14 protein-coding genes are annotated in these 17,939 nt (G+C 70.5%); 2 read left to right on the top strand and 12 right to left on the bottom strand.

The window, feature by feature from the left end:
* Nucleotides 1-45: 45 nt before the first annotated feature.
* Entirely contained in the window at nt 46-1,938 is a 1,893-nt protein-coding gene (locus OWR29_RS40730) for a putative bifunctional diguanylate cyclase/phosphodiesterase (protein ID WP_267568937.1), read from the top strand.
* A 302-nt stretch (nt 1,939-2,240) separates the two neighbouring features.
* Here the strand turns inward: OWR29_RS40730 and OWR29_RS40735 are convergent, their stop codons facing one another.
* The 6 genes from OWR29_RS40735 to OWR29_RS40760 form a co-directional block, all read right to left on the bottom strand.
* On the bottom strand, nt 2,241-3,473 hold the full coding sequence (locus OWR29_RS40735) for a ricin-type beta-trefoil lectin domain protein (protein ID WP_267568939.1): 1,233 nt from the start codon (nt 3,471-3,473) through the stop codon (nt 2,241-2,243).
* 105 nt (nt 3,474-3,578) lie between these two features.
* Nucleotides 3,579-3,806, bottom strand: a complete 228-nt coding sequence (locus OWR29_RS40740; RefSeq protein WP_267568940.1) for a hypothetical protein — start codon at nt 3,804-3,806, stop codon at nt 3,579-3,581.
* 57 nt (nt 3,807-3,863) lie between these two features.
* Complete coding sequence (locus OWR29_RS40745; RefSeq protein WP_267568941.1) at nt 3,864-4,445, bottom strand: hypothetical protein; 582 nt, start codon at nt 4,443-4,445, stop codon at nt 3,864-3,866.
* 153 nt (nt 4,446-4,598) lie between these two features.
* Nucleotides 4,599-4,904, bottom strand: a complete 306-nt coding sequence (locus OWR29_RS40750; protein ID WP_267568943.1) for an immunity protein TriTu family protein — start codon at nt 4,902-4,904, stop codon at nt 4,599-4,601.
* The gene (locus OWR29_RS40755) at nt 4,904-9,046 is read right to left on the bottom strand and encodes a TreTu family toxin (protein WP_267568944.1); all 4,143 of its coding nucleotides are present in this window, start codon (nt 9,044-9,046) and stop codon (nt 4,904-4,906) included. The genes OWR29_RS40750 and OWR29_RS40755 overlap by 1 nt, the downstream gene beginning before the upstream one ends.
* Before the next feature lie 149 nt (nt 9,047-9,195).
* Complete coding sequence (locus tag OWR29_RS40760; protein WP_267568832.1) at nt 9,196-9,717, bottom strand: hypothetical protein; 522 nt, start codon at nt 9,715-9,717, stop codon at nt 9,196-9,198.
* Between the two features lie 167 nt (nt 9,718-9,884).
* On the opposite strand from OWR29_RS40760, the gene OWR29_RS40765 reads away from it, so the two are divergent.
* The gene (locus OWR29_RS40765) at nt 9,885-12,809 is read left to right on the top strand and encodes an MGH1-like glycoside hydrolase domain-containing protein (protein WP_267568945.1); all 2,925 of its coding nucleotides are present in this window, start codon (nt 9,885-9,887) and stop codon (nt 12,807-12,809) included.
* Here OWR29_RS40765 and OWR29_RS40770 read toward each other — a convergent pair.
* From OWR29_RS40770 to OWR29_RS40795, 6 genes are read right to left on the bottom strand one after another with little or no spacing between them, the layout of a single operon-like run.
* Complete coding sequence (locus OWR29_RS40770; protein ID WP_267568946.1) at nt 12,802-13,812, bottom strand: molybdopterin-dependent oxidoreductase; 1,011 nt, start codon at nt 13,810-13,812, stop codon at nt 12,802-12,804. The genes OWR29_RS40765 and OWR29_RS40770 overlap by 8 nt on opposite strands.
* Before the next feature lie 23 nt (nt 13,813-13,835).
* A complete protein-coding gene (locus OWR29_RS40775; RefSeq protein ID WP_267568947.1) occupies nt 13,836-14,186 on the bottom strand; it encodes a DUF5615 family PIN-like protein in 351 nt (116 codons plus the stop codon).
* Nucleotides 14,183-14,632, bottom strand: coding sequence for a hypothetical protein (locus OWR29_RS40780; protein ID WP_267568948.1), 450 nt, complete (start codon nt 14,630-14,632; stop codon nt 14,183-14,185). The genes OWR29_RS40775 and OWR29_RS40780 overlap by 4 nt, the downstream gene beginning before the upstream one ends.
* A gap of 39 nt (nt 14,633-14,671) precedes the next feature.
* Nucleotides 14,672-16,171: an arabinosylfuranosidase ArfA gene (arfA, locus tag OWR29_RS40785; RefSeq protein WP_267568949.1), complete on the bottom strand. Its 1,500-nt coding sequence runs from the start codon at nt 16,169-16,171 to the stop codon at nt 14,672-14,674.
* Nucleotides 16,168-17,013 carry a carbohydrate ABC transporter permease gene (locus OWR29_RS40790; RefSeq protein WP_267568950.1) on the bottom strand — a complete coding sequence of 282 codons (846 nt, stop codon included), beginning with the start codon at nt 17,011-17,013 and terminating at the stop codon, nt 16,168-16,170. The genes arfA and OWR29_RS40790 overlap by 4 nt, the downstream gene beginning before the upstream one ends.
* Nucleotides 17,010-17,939: a carbohydrate ABC transporter permease gene (locus tag OWR29_RS40795; RefSeq protein WP_267568951.1), complete on the bottom strand. Its 930-nt coding sequence runs from the start codon at nt 17,937-17,939 to the stop codon at nt 17,010-17,012. The genes OWR29_RS40790 and OWR29_RS40795 overlap by 4 nt, the downstream gene beginning before the upstream one ends.

Genomic DNA, 17,939 nt, shown 5'->3' on the forward strand with positions numbered 1-17,939 from the left:
CATCAGTGGGTAACTGCGCCCGCGACGACGGACGGGGAGGCTGCGGTGTCGGTCCTGCGAGCGCCTCGCGTCCTGACGGTTGTACTGGCCTTTTTGTTCGCCCTCCTCTCGGGCTACGCCGTGGTCGCCAACTGGCAGCAGGCCCAGCTCCTGCGTCAGGTCGCCGCCTCGGCCGGCGACGCCGACGCCTACCAGCAGGCCGCCTTCGCGCTGACCACCGAGATGGCGACGGTCCAGGCCACCGTGCTCGAACCCGTGGCCTTTGAGCGGCACCGCCTGCTGGCCGTGAACGAGCAGGCCGCCCAGGCCATGGAGCGGATGGCCGCCATCGACGGCGAGCACCGCGCCCACGCGACGGCCCTGGCCAAGCAGCACGGCAACCTGCACATGGTGATCGTCGGTTTCCTGGCCGAACTCGACCGGGGCGACCGCGGCGCCGCCCGCACGACCGTCGACATCCTGCTCGAGCCGGCCTACGAGTCGATGCTCAGCCACCTGCTCGAGGAGCAGACCGAGCACCTGGCCGAGTACGACCGCATGCAGACGGCCGCCCTGCACGACTCCCGCAACTCGGTGATCACCGTGCTCGTGGTGTTCCTGCTCGGCCTGATCGTGCTGGGCGGCTTCGGCCTGTCCCGCCGGGCGCACCGCCGCCAGGTCGAGCGGATGACCGCCACCGACTCGCTGACCGGCCTGCCCAACCGCACCGCGTTCACCACCCGGCTGGCCGAGACGCTGCCCGGCTCTCCGACGGTCCTGGTCATCAACGTCGACGGCTTCCGCGACGTCAACGAGCAGCTCGGCCACCGCATCGGCGACCTGCTGCTGATCGAGGCCGGCCGGCGGCTGTCGACGCTGGTGCGCCAGGGCAACGACCTGATCGCCCGGCTCGGCGGCGACGAGTTCGCCGTCCTGCTGCTCGACGACGATCCACGCGTCGGCGAGACCATCGCGGCCCGGCTCACCGAGGCCTTCGACCGCTCGTTCGTGCTCGACGAGGTGACCGTCGACCTCGAGGTGAGCATCGGCGCGCACACCACCCGCGAGGGCGAGGACGTGGCCACCGTGCTGCGGCACGCCGACGCGGCCATGCACGAGGCGAAGCAGCAGCGCTCCGGCTTCCAGCGGTTCCGCACCGAGCAGCGGCTCGACGTGGCCGCGCGGCTCTCGCTGCTCGGCGACCTGCGCCGGGCCATCGACGACCCGGACCAGGTCACCCTGAACTACCAGCCGAAGGTCGCGGTCGACACCGGCGCCCTGGTCGGCGTCGAGGCCCTGGCCCGCTGGACCCACCCCGAGCGCGGGCCGATCTCGCCGGCCGAGTTCATCCCGGTTCTCGAGGTCACCAACCTCATGCACCGCTTCACCGAGCGCGTGCTGACAACGGCGCTGCGGCAGACCCGGACCTGGCTCGACGCCGGCCACCGGGTGCCGGTCGCGGTCAACGTGTCGGCCCGCAGCCTGCTCGACCCGCAGTTCCCGGCCACGGTGGCGGCGCTGCTGGCCGAGACGGGCGTGCCCGGCGACCTGCTGTCGATTGAGGTCACCGAGTACGCGCTGATGAGCGACCCCGACACGGCCATCCGAGCGCTGCAGCACCTGCGCGAGGCCGGCGTGAAGGCCTCCATCGACGACTACGGCACCGGCTACTCGTCGATGACATACCTGAAGGTGTTGCCGATCGCCGAGCTGAAAATCGACCGCTCGTTCGTGCAGGACCTGGCCCACGACCAGAGCAGCCGGGCCCTGGTCGCCTCGACGGTCGAACTGGGCCACCGCCTGGGCCTGACGGTCGTGGCCGAGGGCGTCGAGGACGAGGAGGCCGCGGAAGCACTGCGCGAGATCGGCTGCGACACGGCCCAGGGCTACCACTTCGCCCGGCCGCTGACGGCCGAGGCGCTGACCGCCCGCCTCGAGGAGACCCTGCAGACCGCCTGACCGCCCGGTGCCGTTGCTGAGCGCCTGGGCCTGGGCCTGGCTCGAAGCCCCGCTAAGCGCCTGGCGGCCTGGCTCGAGGAGACTCTGCGACCGCCTGACGGCCCGGCCCGCTCCGCCCGCGGCGCGGCGCGGCGCGGCGCGGCGCGGCGCGGCGCGGCGCGGCGCGGCGCGGCGGGGACATGTTGATGTGTTGACGCGAATGTTGACGTATTGACGTGTTGATTCAACACGTCAATACGTCAACATGACGGCGTCAACTCGTCATGGCCGGCGGCGAGCGCCGTCCGGCCCCGGCGAGTGGATCAGGCGCGCGTCCACTTCTGGTTGGGCTGGCCGGAGCAGTCCCACAGCTGCAGCTGGGCGCCGTTGGCCGTGTTGCGGTCCTTCACGTCGACGCACTTGTTGGCCGAGACGTTCACCAGGTCGCCCGCGGCCGACAGGGTGAACCGCTGGACCGGGTTGCCGTTGCAAGTTACCAGCTGGATCGGGGTGCCGTTGGCGAGCGCGCCGCCGGCCGGGTCCATGCACTTGCCGAGCGCCCGCAGCGTGCCGTCGCCGTTGGCCGCCCACTGCTGGGCGCCGGTGCCGTTGCAGTCGTAGGTCTGCAGCCGGGCCCCGTCGACCGGGTTGGCGCCCGGGATGTCGATGCAGCGGCCGCTCAGGCTCGACTTGAGCGCGTTGCCGCCCCCGCTCGGCGGCGGCGTGGTGGTCGACGTGCTCACGTGCACGTAGTCGATCAGCATCTTGCTCTCGGCGGGCAGCCCGGCCGGGTTGCCCTGACCGAAGTTACCGCCCACGGCCAGGTTCAGGATGATGAAGAACCCGTGGTTGAACACCCAGTTGACGTTGCCCTTGGCCGCGCGCAGCGAGTCCGGGGTGGCCCGGAAGAACTCCCGGCCGTCCACGGTCCAGACGACCAGGTTGGGCGACCAGTCCACGGCGTAGTTGTGGAAGGCCTGGTACCACGGCGTGCTCGAGGTCGTGATGCCGCCGTACGAGTTGCCGCCCGAGTAGCCGGGGCCGTGCAGCGTGCCGAACAGCTGGTTGGGCTCGCGGCCGACGACCTCCATGATGTCGATCTCGCCGTCGGTCGGCCAGTTGCCGCCGCCGAGCATCCAGAACGCGGGCCACAGACCCGAGCCGTTGGGGACCTGGATGCGGGCTTCGATGTGCCCGTACTGCTGGGTGAACTTGCCCGAGGTCTGGATGCGGCCCGAGGTGAACTGGCAGGCGCCGTTCCAGCAGCTGTTGCCGCCGCTGCCCTTGCGGGCCGTGATGACCAGCTGGCCCTGCCCGTTCATGGCCACGTTGCTGGTGCCGTTGGTGTAGTACTGCAGCTCCTGGTTGCCCCAGCCGCTGCCGCCGGTGTCGAAGTTCCACTTCGACGTGTCGACGCCGCTGCCGGCCGGACCGTTGAAGTCCTCGTTCCAGACGACGGCCGCCTCGGCCGTGTCACTGCGGGAGCCGACGGCGAGGCCGGCTCCGAGGGCGACCAGCATGACCGTCGCCGCGATGAAAAACCTGGACTTGCGCATGGGGATGTCCTCCGGGGAGAGGATAGGGGGTAATACGCAACAGTCTTAAAAATTGACAGCGGCGAGTCAAGAGGAAGCCGGTCGTAACGGAAATAGTCGGCCCCTTCAGGCAATGCTCAGAGCGGCCAGGCCCCCCACCGCGACCACCGTGCTGGCGATCAGAAACGCGACGTTGTGCGCATTCCACCAGCGGATGCGGCCTCGCACGTAGGCCGGGCACTCGTCGGGGCGGACGACCTTGAGGGCGACCACGGTCAGCGACGCCAGGACCATGCCGGCCACCCCGAGCACGGCGACCATGGTGGCCAGCTCGGCGTACGTGGTCGGTTCCATGCCGTCATCCCACCGCGCGCGGGCGGCGTGGGGTGTCTCAGCTTGAGACGCCGCGGGTCAGTCCCGGCGGCGCCGCCGCTCGATGTCGGCCTGGATCTCGGGGTCCCAGGCCGAGGCGTCCCAGTCCCGCGGCTGAACCTCGACCGGCGGCAACAGCGGCGCCGTCCGCGGAAACGTCGGCACGGCCGACCGCGGCGGAGCGACCGGCGGCAGCGGCTCCGAAGCGGGTTCGACGAGCCAGCGCTGGAGCTTGCTCCGGCTGATCAGCAGCCCGGCCACCAGCAGCAGACCGGCCACGGCCCGGCCCAGGTGGAACGCCGCCGGGGTCTTGGCCGGTAGCACGTACGACAGAAAAATGACGAGCGTCGGCACGCTGATGGCCCAGTTCTGGACCACCTGCACCACGCCGCCCAGGCCCTCGACGACGCTGCGGGTGACGTTCGCCCAGACCACGAAGGCCACGAACAACGCAAGCGGCACGGCGTACGACAGGGCGGTGACCGGCAACCCCGCCGGCGGCGTGAACACGTCGGCCGCGATCGCCGCCCGCACCAGCGAATGCACGGCGAACAGCACAGCCGCCCCCGCCACCACCCACATGGCAACCAGCCACCGCCGCGGCGGCGGCACCGCGGCCACCGCCCCACCACGGCACGTGTGACCCTGACCCGCGTGATCCAGTGGGGTGCCGCAAACCGCGCAGTTCATGGTCGGGCACGCTATCAGGATCATCGATCGAGCGTGTGCCCCGCGGCCGGGCGACGGGAGGTCGCCCGGCCGGTCAGGGCGGGGTCAGGCCGGGCGGAGCCAGTCGCGGACGGTGTTCAGCAGGTCGTCCACGTCGGGCGGGCCGGACAGCAGGCGGGACTGGGTTCGCACCTCGCCGGTTTCGCTGTCGGCCAGGTCGGTCTCGGACTGGCCGTCCTCCCACAGGACGACCTGGGCCATCCGGTTCGCGTCCTCGACGACCCAGCTCAGGGTGCGCGGGACGTGACCGGCCGGGGACTCCCGCAGGTCCGACGTGGCGTCCCAGGCCGGGTTCTCGGCCCGGCCGCCGGCGATCCACTGCCGGGCGTGCGCGAGCAGGTCGGCGTCCATCAGCACATCTCCAGGTTGCCCGCGTCCGGCAGTTCGAGCGGCAGGCCGCCGCGCTGCACGTTCAGCCGCGAGAAAATCGTAGTGGAGTCGGCCATCTTGTAGTCGCCGGGCCGGCCGCCCTTGATCAGGGAGGACTTGGGCACGTCGAACTCGGCGTAGACGGAGCCCGGCCGGGCCGACCGGTAAGCCTCCTTGTCGGCCGGATAGACGACGTACGACATGCCGCTTCCGTAGCCGGGCTGCACCTTGCCGGTGGCCTGCATCTTGTCGAACTCCTCCTGGGACATCCACCGGCCCACGCGCACGATCTCCTCGTCGTTGTGCACGAGGACGGGCACGGCGCCGGCCAGCACGTAGTACGTGTGGGTGTCGGCGACGGTCAGGTTGTACACCGTCGTGGTCTCGGTGCGCTGGGCCACCGCGGTGACCGCGACCGGCCGGCCGCCGTACGCCTGCACGGCCGTGCCCGTGGCCAGTTCCTTGGCCGGCAGCCACGCGTTGCGGGCGGGCACCCAGAAGGGGTGCTCGTCGGTGGCGGTGATGACCGCGGATGCGGTCGACGGGTCGGCGTCCTCGTCGAGCGAGATGTCGACCAGGTGCTTGACGCCCTGGCCGGTGATCAGCGCGGTGACCGGCTTGACCGCGGTGCGGCCGGTGAGCGGATCGGTCGCCTCGACGCTGGTGACGCCGGGCGTGACGTCCTCGATGTTCGCGGTGGTGTCGTCCTCGGGGTCGTCACCGCTGCGGATCAGCACCTTGGTGCCGGCCACGAAGCTGTTGCGGGGCGCGAGGCCGGGGCACTTGCCCTTCTTGAGCTTGAGCTTCTCGACGAGTTTGAGGACGTCGCGGATCTTGTCGGAGTTCTTCCAGGCCTTGCCCGCGGTGGCGAGGTAGCCCACGAGGGGCACGGCCGCGCCCGCCGAGAGCAGGCCGCCGACCCAGTCGCCACGGCTGAACGACACCGCGGCGTCGATGCCGTCGCAGACCTCGCCCGCCGCCGGCACCAGGCCGCAGGCCATCAGCGTGAGCTGAAGCAGGTCCAGCAGCAGGTCGCCGTTCTCGCCGATGAACTCCTTGACGTCGCCCAGCATCGTGCAGCCGGCCGACGCCGCGGTGGCCGGCGACTTGCACCGTTCCTGGTGCAGCATCTTGTCGGCGAAGTCGGTCAGGACGTCGAGGCACTCCCGCGACGCGGACGACGCCTCCAGCGACAGGCAGCCCCACGTCTTGTGGTCGTCGGCCGCGGTGCCCTGCCCGCCCGGCCCGCTGCCGGGCTCCGTGCTGCGCCGGTCGAGCTCGGCCTGCTTCACGCGGTTGGTGTAGATCTGCGCGGCCTCGGTGGCCGCCTTGGCCGCCGCCTCCGCGTCCTTGCCGGCCGCCTCGGCCGACGCCCGCGCGTCCCGCTTAGCCGCCTGCGCGCTCGCCGCGTCGGCTGCCGCTCGCCGGGAGGCGGCGGTGGCGGTGGCCGCCGAACGGGCCGCCTGGCTGGCGCTCGCGGCCGCGTTGTTGGCCGCGGTCCGGGCCGTCTGGGCCGAACGGGCCGCGTCTTCGGCGGACTTGCGCGCGGCCTCGGCCGAGGCCGCGGCCTGGTTGGCGAACGTGGTCGCGTCACTGGCCGCCTTGTCGGCGCGGGACTTGGCCGCGTCGGCTTCCTTGGTGTGCTGCTGGGCACGCTCGGCCGCCTCGACCGCGCGGCCCGCGTCCTCCAGCGACTTCTGCGCGTACTGGGCGGCCTCGGCGAGCAGCTTCTTCACCGTCGCCACGTGCGCGGCCTGCTCCAGGTCGCGCTGCTGGGCCTCGTACTGGCCGGTGGTCAGGAAGAACGCCAGCTGCGAGGCCGTGCCGGCCAGCGCGACCTTGGCCGCGGCCTTGACCTCGGGGCCTCCACCGTCGAGCACTGCGGTCGCGGTGATCCGGTCGTCGGCGGCCCGGGCCGCGTACTGACCCGTGCGCAGGAATTCGTGCAGCTCGGCCGCCGTGCCGGCCAGGGCCCGATTGGCGGCCGCCTTGAGGTTGGCGCCCGCGCTCGGCAGCATCGCGTACGCGGTCTGGCGGTCCTTGGCCACCTTGCCGGGGTAGTTCCGCGTACGCAGGAACTGCTCGACCACCGCGTCGTCGCCACCGAGTGCCGCCTGGGCGGCGGTCTTCTCGGCGCCGTCGGGCAACGTGTCCACCAGGCGCCACACCCGCGCCCGGTCGTCCTGACCGGCCGCGTCCCGGCGGCCCGTGGCCAGCCACTCCCGCAGGTCGGCGTCGGTTCCGCCCAGCGCGTCCTGCGCCGCCTGCTTGGTCCAGTCGCCACCGGTGTAGGTCAGGGCGAGCGCGACCCGCCGGCCCCGGTCCAGCACCACGGCCGGGTCGGCGCCGGTCGCGGTCGCCTCGGTCAGCAACGCCTTCGTCGCGGCGTCGATGCGGTCCTGCTCGGCGGTGTCCCACAGCAGCGACCGGTTCCAGGCGGCGAGCTCGCCACCGGCCGCGGCGGTCTCCCGCTCGGCCTCGACCGCCGCCTGGGCGTCGGCGACGCCCTGCTCGGTCCACTCGGCCAGTCGCGTCGCGTCGTCCTGACGGGCCAGGGCCTCCAGCTTGGTGGCCTCGGTGGCCGCGGCGACCGCCGTCTGGGCGGCCGCGTCGGCCGCCTTGGCGTGCTTGACCGCCTCGATCGCCGAGTACTCGGCCCGGTCGGCGGCGTCGGCGGCGGCGTTGGCCTGCGTCACCGCCGTGCTGGCATGGTTCGCGGCGGACTCGGCCAGCGCGAACGCCTCGTTCGAGGCCTGCTGCGCCTGCCGGGCCAGCGACTCGGCCCGATCCGCGGCCCGGTCGGCGGTCCGGGCCGCCGAACGCGCCTGCGCGGCCGCGTTGCGGGCCCGCTGCGCCTGCTGTGCGGACACACCCGACTGGGCCGACGCCTCGTCGGCGGCGGACGCGGCCGCGTCCGCGTTGGCTCCGGCCCTGCCGGCGGCGACCGCCGACGCCAGGGCCTGCGCCTGCGCCCGGTCCCGCTGCGCCTTGACCTGCTCCAGCTCCTTGGCCAGGGCGGCCGCGTCGCGGGCAGCCTCGGCCGCCTCGCGGGCCAGCCGGGCGTCGCCCGCGTTCAGCCGCGCCGCCGTCGCCGCCCGCTGCGCCCGCGACGCCGCCTGAGCGGTCAGCGAGGCGGCCGCCGTGGCCTTGCGCGCCGCGTCGGCCGCGGTCCGGGCGGCCCGCATGGCCGCGTTCGACGCCTCGACCGCTTCCCGGGCCGCCGCGGCAGCGCCGTCGGCGGCGTCCGCGGCCCGGCCGGCTGCGGCCGACGCCTTCTTCGCGTCCCCGCCGGCCGCCTTGGCCTCCGCGACAGCCGCCTGCGCGGCCGCCTTGGCCTCGGCGGCCGCGTTGCCGGCCTGGGTCGACGATTCCTCGGCGGCCAGCGCCTCGCGCGCGGTGGCCGCACCGGCCTGCTTGGCCTGTTCGGTCAGGCTCCGGATGGAGGCCAGCTCGGCGTCGCGGGCCCGGGCCACGTACTGGCCCCACCGCAGGAACTCGGCCAGCTCCTCCGGGGTGCCCGACAACGCCTTCTGCGCGGCCTCGTTGAGCTTCGCGCCGCTGTTGTTGGCCGCGCCCGTCAGCATGCGGGTCGCCGCCAGACGGTCGTCCGCGTGCTCGGCCGCGCGGCGGCCCGACGTCAGGAAGTCGTTGAGGTCGGCGGGCGAGCCGTTGACCGCCCGCTGGGCGGCCGCCTGCACCGTCGGGCCACCGGCGTCGAGGATCCGGAACGCCCGCACCCGCTCGTCCGCGGCCCACGCGGCCTTCCAGCCGCCGTCGACGAACGCCCGCAGCTCGGCCGGCGACTTGTCCAGAGCGGACAGTGCGGCTGCGGTCAGGGCGGGACCGTCGGTGCCGGCCAGGGCCTGCGCGGCCAGCCGCTCGTCGGCCGCGCGGGCCTGCACGAAGCCGGCCTCGCTGTAAGTCCGCAGGTCCTGCTCCGAACCGACCAGTGCCGCCTCGGCCGCCCGCTTGACCGACGGCCCGCCGCCCAGCACGTCGGACGCCGCGGCCTCGCGCAGCTCGTCGATGGTGAATTGCGGCGCCTCGGCGAAGGCGGGCTGCACTCCCGCGCCGGCGAGTTGCGCGCCCAGGGCGAGCACCAGGCCCGCGCCGACGGCGCGCATCGCCCGCATCGCTCTCGGGCCCGGCCTTCGGGCGTACGTCGGAAAGACTGCCATGGAAAACCCCCGTTGTGACACGACAGCACGAAGGGACGCCTGCCGTGGCGGCAGGCGTCGACGCGTAATGGGAAAGGGCTGGACCGGGCGGGCGGTCAGCTCATGCGGATCTCGACCAGGACGGCCTTGGGGAAGTCGTTGCCCGCGCCGGGGTCGATCGCGACGGGCTCGTTGGGCTCGACCTCGAACTCTTTGGTCTCGGCGTTGGGGTCGCCGGAGACTTTGGCCTTGACGATCAGGTCTTCGGTGCCGCCGCGCACGCCGAAGGTGCCGGGGACCTCGAGGGTGAGGAAGCCCTTGGTGCCGATGCTCTTGAAGCAGTAGTAGTAGCCGAACGGCGGCAGGCCGGCGGTGGACTTCTCGACCTGGATCAGCCCGACCGGGCATTGCCCGTCGTCGAGGGTGCGCTTGGAGTCGAACAGGATGTGCCCGTCGCCCTTGAACAGTTTCAGGTCGTGCTCGGCCAGGATGGCTGCGGCGCCCGGGTGGGTGTAGTCCTCGACCAGCGACGGCGGTGTGTCATCGGCCTGCGCGGCGGTGACGCCCGAGACGGCCACGCCGATACCGCCGGCGACCGCGAGGACAGCAAGAGCCGAGAGTGCCTTGGCACCCTTCATGGTGGTTCCCCCGTTGAAGATGTGTGGCTGCCGGTCGGTGACAGGGTCAGCGGCTGGACCATATCGGCGGTCGCCGATGTTCCGCAAGCCCGCCCCGCCCTTGACGTCGATGAACGCCGATGTTTGACTTTGGGCGTTCATGCTCGTTCGGGTGACAGGGGCGTGCGATGATGCTGGGTCAGTGGGCGGTCGGGGCCGCGGCGATGCTGGCGCTACTGGCACCCCCCGTCTATCCCCCGATCGGAACGACGACTCAGGTGCTCGATCACCGAGCGCTACTGGGCAACACGCCCGAGCCGGAGTGGTACGAGGCCAACATTCCGTTCGTCGACCTGCCCGACGACGAGATCGAGAAGACGTACTACTACCGGTGGCGCACCTTCAAGGAAGCGCTCAAGTACACCGGGCCCAAGGACGGCTGGATCGTCTCGGAGTTCCTGGGGCCGGTCGGCTACTCGGCGCCGTTCGGGGGGATCAACGCGGCCGCCGGGCACCACCTCTACGAGGGGCGCTGGCTGCGGGATCGGCGTTACCTCGACGACTATCTGGACTACTGGCTCACCGGTTCAGGCTCGGAGGCCAAGCCGGCCACCGAGGACCTGAACAAGAACACCACCGACTGGGCCCACCAGTACTCGTTCTGGGCGGTGGACGCGGCGGTGGCGCGGGCCGAGGTCAGCGGGGACTGGCGGTTCCTCACCGAGCGGATGCCGGCGCTCGAGCGGCAGTACGAGGGGTGGAAGCGCACCAACTTCGACGCGGCCCGCGGTGTCTACTGGCAGACGCCGGTGTGGGACGCCATGGAGTTCACCGCCAGTTCGTACCAGAGCAGCGACCCCTACCACGGCGGCGACGGGTACCGGCCGACGCTGAACGCTTACCAGTACGGCGACGCCCGCGCCCTGGCCCTGCTGAAGCGCAAGGCGGGCGACCCGGCGGCGGCGCGGCGCCTGGAAGCCGAGGCGGCGCAACTGAAAGCGGCCACCGAACGCGTGCTGTGGGACGGCTCCTTCTACAAGCACGTCATGAAGGATCAGAGCACCCGCATCGCCGATCGGGAGCTGATGGGGTACGTGCCGTGGTACTTCCACATGCCCTCGGCCTCCTCGGCGAAAGCGTGGGAGCAGCTGACCGATCCGCAGGGCTTCGCGGCCGCGTACGGGCCGACCACCACCGAGCGCCGCAGCCGGTGGTTCATGCACGAGGCGCTGAACGGCTGCTGCCGGTGGGACGGGCCGAGCTGGCCGTTCGCCACCAGCCAGACGCTGACGGCACTGGCGAACCAGTTGCTCGACTATCCCGCGCAGTCTTTTGTGGACACCGACGACTACGTTCAACTGCTTCGTTCGTACGCGTTGACCCAGCGCAAGAACGGCCAGCCGTACGTGGCCGAGGCGCACCATCCGGACGAGGACCGCTGGATCTACGACGGGCGCGGGCACAGCGAGGACTACAACCACTCGACGTTCACCGACCTGGTGCTGTCCGGGCTGCTCGGCATCCGGCCCCAGTCCGACGACACGGTGCGCATCGCGCCTCTCGCGCCGGCGAGCTGGACGCACTTCGCGGTCGAGAACGTGCCGTACCACGGGCACAACCTGACGGTGGTGTGGGACAAGGACGGCAGCGTCTACGGTCGCGGTTCGGGCATGCGCGTCTGGATCGACGGGGTGCAGAAGCTTTCCCGTACGACCCTGGGCGACATCCGGTTGCCGGTGCCGCCCGCGGCGCCCCCGGCCGGGCAGCCCGAGCTGGTGGACGACGCGGCCAACGTACGGGAAACAGGTTTTCCGGCCGCCAGTGCCTCCTACACCTGGTCGGGCGACACCGCGGCCAACGCCATCGACGGGCAGGACTTCCACCTCGACGTGCCGACGACGCGCTGGACGTCGTACGGGACGCCGAACACGAGCGACTGGCTGGCGGTCGATCTGGGTGCGCCGACAGTGGTTTCCGACGTGCGCGTCGACTTCTATGACGACGGCGGCGGTGTGCGCACTCCCCCGTCGTACACGCTGCAATTCCAGACACCTGGCGGCGCCTGGCAGGACGTTCCGGGCCAGCACCGTACGCCCGAAGCGCCGGCCGGTCGGGCCATCAACCGGATCGTGGTGGATCCGCCGCTGACCACCGACCGGCTGCGCGTCGTGGCGCCGGGATCGTTCGGCATCACGGCGCTGCAGGTGTGGCGGCAGCCGGATCCGCGGCTGAAGGCTTCGTTTTCGGTGCCCTCACTGGCGATCGACGCCGGCCGGACCGTGACCGTGCAGACCCGGGTGACCGCCGCCCAGCGCACCACCGGCGTGCAGGCGTCGCTGCAGGTGCCGCGCGGCTGGACCGCGACCGCTCGCAACGCCGCGCAGGCCTCGGTGCTGAACGCCGGCGCCACCCTGACGACAACGTGGGATGTCACCGTTCCCGCATCGGCCGATCCGGTGGCCGGCCTGCCGATCCGGCTGCTGGCCCAGGCGGGCGCGGGGGTGAGCGGCGCCCTGCTGCCGACGCGTTACCAGTTCGACCCGGCCGACTATCCCGTGACGGTGTGGGACGACGACTTCTCCACCGACCGGCTCGCCCAGTACCGCGTCGACCATCCGGCGGCCGAACCGTCGCCACAACTGACCGTCGCCGGCGGCACGCTGACGGCCGCGGCCGGCGCGCGCTCGTTCGCCGTACTGGCCGCGCCCGTCACCACCGGATCGGCGGTCATCGTCGAACCCGCGAAGTTCGCCGGCTCCTCCCCCGAGGACAGCTTATTCGTCGGCTATTCGGCGGGCGACAGCACGAACGCGCTGGCCTGGTACAACAACCACTTCGGCACGTCCGGGGCCGACGTACGGGTCAACGGCGCCGCCCAGCCCGACGGCGGCTGCTGCGCCAACGTCAAGTGGCAGGCCGGCGACCGCTTCGCCGTCGTGGCCCGCTCGGGCACGTTGACGACGTGGCACGAACACGCCGGCGCCTGGACGCTGATCCATACCGCGCCGCTGGCCGCGACGACCGGCTCCCCTGCCTTCGGCCTGCGCCTCGATGCGGGCACGCTGGCGATCAGCCGGTTCACCGTGCTCAGCCGTCCTTCCGCGGTCAACTGAGCGGGAACACCGACTGCGCCCAGGCCGGCCGCGACGACGGCTGGATCGAGGCCACCCACTTGACCCACCAGAAGCCCCGTCGGCCGGGGGCGGCGATGCGGGCCGGGTAGCCATGCCCGTACGTCAGGGGGCTGCCGTTGATCGCGGTCACCAGCCAGACGTCGTCCAGGGTGCCGGCGCCGAACCAGCGGGCGTAACCGGTGGTGGACCGCACCTCGAGGCTGCGCCAGCCGCCCGCGCGGACACCGGCCGCCTCGAGCAGGGCGCTCAGGCGCACACCATCCCAGGTCTGCTCGCTGTACCAGCCGCTGGTGCAGTCGAGGACGGCGTCGAACCGCTCGTGCGGCAACGCCAGAAGTGCGGCCAGGTCGAAGGTGGCGTCCCCCACGCGTACGGACCAATCGGTTTGCCTTATCCGCTGGATGCCGTCGTCGAACCAGGATGTGACCAGTAGCTTCTCTTGCGGGACGGATCCACTGAAGCGGCGCTCGGTCGCACCCCAGGTGTCCCACGCCGCGGTGGTGACGGCCGCGCCCGCCCCCAGCACCCCGAGCCGCAGCAACGCCCGCCGATCAACATCGGTCCGCCGCGGCCGCACGTAATGCCCCACGAAGTGCAGAGCCACCGCCAGCAGCGCCCCGATCGCCGCCCCCACATGAATCTGCATGAGCGTCAACGGCCCGACCCGCTCGACCCGCCCCGTCGAATGCAGCAGCCCGCTGCCGATGGTCACCAGCACAAACACGAGCAGCGCGAGCGACAACGCCTTCTTCCCGCTCCCGCGCCGCTTGTTCCCCAGCCCCCGCCGAATGACGACGTATTTCCACGGCGCCACCAGCAGAATGGCCAGCGCCGCCCCGGCATGCAGCTGAATCAGGTCAAGCGGCCAGTTCACGCCGATGGTGTTGGCCGCCGTCCCGGTCAGCACTCCAACCGCCACGAGCAGCCCGAGCACGAGGTCGACGCGCCGCCCACCTTGCCGAGCCCGGAAACTCACCCGCATGCCCGAACGCTAGCCGCCTGCGCTCACCGCAACCAGACGACACCGTCCGGACCGGGCAGGCCACCCGCCACCAGCAGCTCGTCGAGCGCCTTGGCGATGCGTTGGAGTCCGGACCCGGTTCGCGGAAATCGCCGCGCGGACACGAAGACGATTCCGTGGTGTCCGAAGCCCTGCTGAGCCAGGCGAGCGAAGTCGCTGATGTTCTCGATGACCACGCACCGGCTGTTCCGGCCTGCCCAGGCCAAAACATCCTCGTCAGTCTTGGCAGCAAGACCGACGTCGACCTCCAATACGGCGACTGCGTCGTGGCCGGCGGCTCGCAGCTGTTGTGCGAGCGCCGGCGGATACATCTCGTCGAGCAGGAGGCCCGTCAAGGCTTCCGCTTCTCGAGAAGCTTCTGCTGGGCTTCCCACAACTGCTCCTCCCGGTCCGCAACCTCGTTGTTGAGGACTATCCGTTCATCAATCTCGCCGGGATAAGCCGCGTAGTAACGCAACGCGATGCCGACTTGTGCCGGTGACAGGCCCGTCACCTCGCTGAGCTGACGGAGAAGGGAGGCGGAGTCGATCTCAGGGTCTTCATCACGGATGGCATTCAACGCCGCGACGACTTCCCATACATCGGGGCCGCCCGAGAGCGCCGCCCTCCGGCCAGTCGGGCCGGGACGGAAGATGATGCCAGGATGCTCGTGCGCCCTCAGTGCCTCGTCGATGAACATGTTGGCGACCGACGAAGAGGATGAGCCCGGATGTTCCCTCACATAGCGATCCAACCGGGACAAAACCTCCGCATCGAATCGCACCGAGCGCGGAGCCGTCATGGCTACATCGTGGTCGTTTGCCGTCGCCCTGTCGCGGTCTTAACCGGCCAGACGAATCGCCGACCACGAGACCGGCGGGAGGGTCAGGCGGAGCGTGTTGTCGGTGAGGGTGGGCTCGGCTGGGCGGGGGACAACCCGGTCCGGATTTTCCTGGGTGTTGGTGGCTTTTAGGTCGCTGTCGGTGAGGAGCCAGGACTCGGCGACTTGCGTCGAGGCGGGGAGCGGGATTGTCAGGTCGACTGGGTCGGTTTGGTGGCGGTTGACGGCGAAGACGGTGAGGTCGCCGGTGGCCGGGTCGTGGGTGGCCACGGCGTCGAGCACTGGGACGGCGCCGAAGCGGGGGGTCTCGTACGCGGGGGACGTGATTTTGACGTCGAGCACGTTGCCCTGGGCCAGGCGGGACGTGAGGGCGAAAGGGTGGAATGTGGTCTGGCGCCAGGCCGTGCCTGTGGGTTCGGCTCGGATGGGGGCTATGACATTGACCAACTGGGCCTGGCAGGCGGCGGTCACGCGGTCGCTGTGGCGCAGCAGGGAGATCAGCAGGCTGCCGACCACCACGGCGTCGGCGACGTTGTAGGAATCCTCGATGACGCGCGGGGCCACCTGCCAGTCGACGGGGGTGGGGCGGGACTGGAACTTCGAGAGGTACCAGACGTTCCATTCGTCGAACGAGATGCTGATGCGTTTCTTCGATTTGCGGCGGGCTCCGACGCTGTCCGCGGTGGCCGTCACGCTGTCAATGAAATGGTCCATGTCGACGGCCGAGGCCAGGAAACTGGCCAGGTCGCCGTCGATCGGCTCGTAGTAGGCGTGGGCGGAAATGGCGTCGACCTCGTCGTAGGCCAGCTCGAGAACCGTCGCCTCCCAGGCGCCGAACGTGGGCATCGACGAATGCGAGCTGCCGCAGGCGATGAGTTCGAGCGACGGGTCGGCCGAGCGCAGCGCCCGGGCGGTTTCGGCGGCCAGCCGGCCGTACTCGTGGGCGGTTTTGTGGCCGGTCTGCCACGGGCCGTCCATCTCGTTGCCGAGGCAGAAAGACCTTATTCCGTACGGCTTGTCGGCCCCGTGTGAACGCCGGAGCTCCGACAGATGGGTGCCGCTTTCGAACGTCAGGTACTCGTGGACGTCCAACGCCTCCTGAACGCCTCGGGTGCCCAGATTCAGCGCGTACATGACGTCCAGATTCGCCTTGGTCGCCCACCGCATGAACTCGTCGATGCCGACCTCGTTGGTCTCCAGGCTGTGCCAGGCCAGATCCCGCCGCACCGGCCGCTGATAGGCCGGCCCGATCCCGTCCTCCCACCGGTACCCGGACACGAAATTGCCGCCCGGATACCGCACGAGTGAGACACCCATTTCCCGTACGAGATCAAGCACGTCCCGCCGGAAGCCGTCCGCATCGGCGGCCGGGTGCGACGGCTCGTAGATGCCGCCGTACACACCTCGCCCCATGTGTTCGACGAAAGAGCCGAAGGTGCGCCGCGACACGGGAGCGACCACCCGTTCCGTGTCGAGGCCGAGCCGGGCGGACAACGTCATTTGAGACTCCCAACGGCCAGCCCGCCCTGCCAGTACTTCTGCAGCGTCAGGAAGGCGACGACGAGCGGGACGATCGAGACGAGCGAGCCCACGATGATGAGGTTCCACAGCGATTGGCCGCCGGCGTTGTTGGAGCTGGCCAATTGCGTCCACAATCCGATGCCGACGGGCAGCGGGAACAGTTTCGAGCTCGACAGCATGGTCAGCGGCAGGAAGAAGTTGTTCCACGTCGACACGACCGACAACAGCAGCACGGTGATCACCCCGGGCCGCATGAGGGGCAGGGCCACGCGTACGAAGGTCCGCAGCTCACCGGCCCCGTCGATGCGCGCCGCGTCGAGCAGTTCGTCGGGCACCGAGGCGGCCGCGTAGACCCGCATCAGATAGACCGCGAACGGGCTCAGCAGCGACGGCAGGATCACCGCCCAAATGGTGTCGGTCAGCCCCACATTCGACATCAGGACGAACGTCGGGATCACCAGCGCCGTCAACGGCACCATCACCGAGCCCAGCACGAGCGCGAAGACCGCGTTCCGTCCGCGGAAGGTGAACTTGGCGAACCCGTACCCGGCCAGCACCGAGATGACCGTGCACCCGACCCCGCCCGCGAACGCGTACAACACCGAATTGCCGAGCCAGCGCACGAACTCGCCGTTGTTGAAAGTGAACAGGTCGCCCAGATTTTCGAACAGGTGGAAGCCGTTGAACCACAACGCCCCCGAGCCCGAGAACAGCCCTTCGGCATTCTTCGTGCTGGCCACCAGCAGCCACCACACCGGCACCAGGAAATAGCAGCACAGCGCGAGGAGCAACAGTTTCGCCCCGACGTGTCGAGGTCTCATGTGAAGATGCTCCCCCGCTTGCGGGTGGCGACCATGAAGATGGCGACGGCCAGGAACACCACGAAGCCGAGCGAGAACGAGATGGCCGACGCGTAATTGAACTGGGCGTAGCGGAAGGCCAGGTTGAACGCGTAGATGTTGGGCGTGAAGTCCGGCGTGACCGAGCCGTTGGCGATCGGCCCGAGGATCTGCGGCTCGGTGAAGAACTGCAGCGTGCCGATCAGCGAAAAGATGAGGATCAGCACGAGCGCCGACGACACCATCGGCACCTTGATGCGGAAGGCGATCTGCCGGCCGCTCGCGCCGTCGATCCGGGCCGCCTCGTAGATGGACGAGTCGATGCTGCGCAACGCGGCATAGATGATGATCATGTAGTAGCCCGACCATTGCCAGGTCACCACATTGAGCAGCCCGTAGAAGATGTTGCCCTGGCTGAGCAGGAACGGCGCCCGTACGTCGAAAGCGGTCGCGATCTGCTCGACCGGCCCGAAACTCGCGCTGTACAGAAAGCCCCACATCAGCGCACCCAGAACGACCGGAACGGCGTACGGAAGGAAAATGACCAGCCGCGAGAAACGGGCCAGCCGCCCGGTCACCTCGTCGAGCACCAGCGCCGCCACCAGCGCCACCACGATCTGCAGCGGAATGACGACGAGGCTGAACTTCAGGACGAACCACAGGCCTTTACGGAACGACGGGTCGCCGAAAGCGCGGGTGTAGTTGTCGAACCCGGCGAACGTGGTTCCGGTCGCCAGGCCCTTCGTCCACAGGCTCAGGTAGCCGGCGTAGATCAGCGGCGCGAGCAGGAACGCCGCGAACACGATCAGGAACGGCAGGATGAAGAGCCAACCAGTTGGTCGGGTGGCGCGGCGGCGGCGCGTCCGCACCGTCGTCGCGGACGGCGCTTCCCGGAGTGTGTCGATCAT

It is taken from the genome of Paractinoplanes pyxinae, from assembly GCF_026626335.1.
GTDB classification, from domain to species: domain Bacteria; phylum Actinomycetota; class Actinomycetes; order Mycobacteriales; family Micromonosporaceae; genus Actinoplanes; species Actinoplanes pyxinae.

Excerpts from the sequence above, each read along its gene's own strand:
- OWR29_RS40735 (WP_267568939.1), bottom strand. The coding sequence starts at position 3,473 with ATGCGCAAGTCCAGGTTTTTCATCGCGGCGACGGTCATGCTGGTCGCC.
- OWR29_RS40760 (WP_267568832.1), bottom strand. The coding sequence starts at position 9,717 with ATGAAGGGTGCCAAGGCACTCTCGGCTCTTGCTGTCCTCGCGGTCGCC.
- OWR29_RS40790 (WP_267568950.1), bottom strand. The coding sequence starts at position 17,013 with ATGAGACCTCGACACGTCGGGGCGAAACTGTTGCTCCTCGCGCTGTGC.
- OWR29_RS40780 (WP_267568948.1), bottom strand. The coding sequence starts at position 14,632 with ATGACGGCTCCGCGCTCGGTGCGATTCGATGCGGAGGTTTTGTCCCGG.
- OWR29_RS40750 (WP_267568943.1), bottom strand. The coding sequence starts at position 4,904 with ATGGACGCCGACCTGCTCGCGCACGCCCGGCAGTGGATCGCCGGCGGC.
- OWR29_RS40755 (WP_267568944.1), bottom strand. The coding sequence starts at position 9,046 with ATGCGCGCCGTCGGCGCGGGCCTGGTGCTCGCCCTGGGCGCGCAACTC.
- OWR29_RS40765 (WP_267568945.1), top strand. The coding sequence starts at position 9,885 with ATGATGCTGGGTCAGTGGGCGGTCGGGGCCGCGGCGATGCTGGCGCTA.
- OWR29_RS40770 (WP_267568946.1), bottom strand. The coding sequence starts at position 13,812 with ATGCGGGTGAGTTTCCGGGCTCGGCAAGGTGGGCGGCGCGTCGACCTC.
- OWR29_RS40740 (WP_267568940.1), bottom strand. The coding sequence starts at position 3,806 with ATGGAACCGACCACGTACGCCGAGCTGGCCACCATGGTCGCCGTGCTC.
- arfA (WP_267568949.1), bottom strand. The coding sequence starts at position 16,171 with ATGACGTTGTCCGCCCGGCTCGGCCTCGACACGGAACGGGTGGTCGCT.
- OWR29_RS40795 (WP_267568951.1), bottom strand. The coding sequence starts at position 17,939 with ATGATCGACACACTCCGGGAAGCGCCGTCCGCGACGACGGTGCGGACG.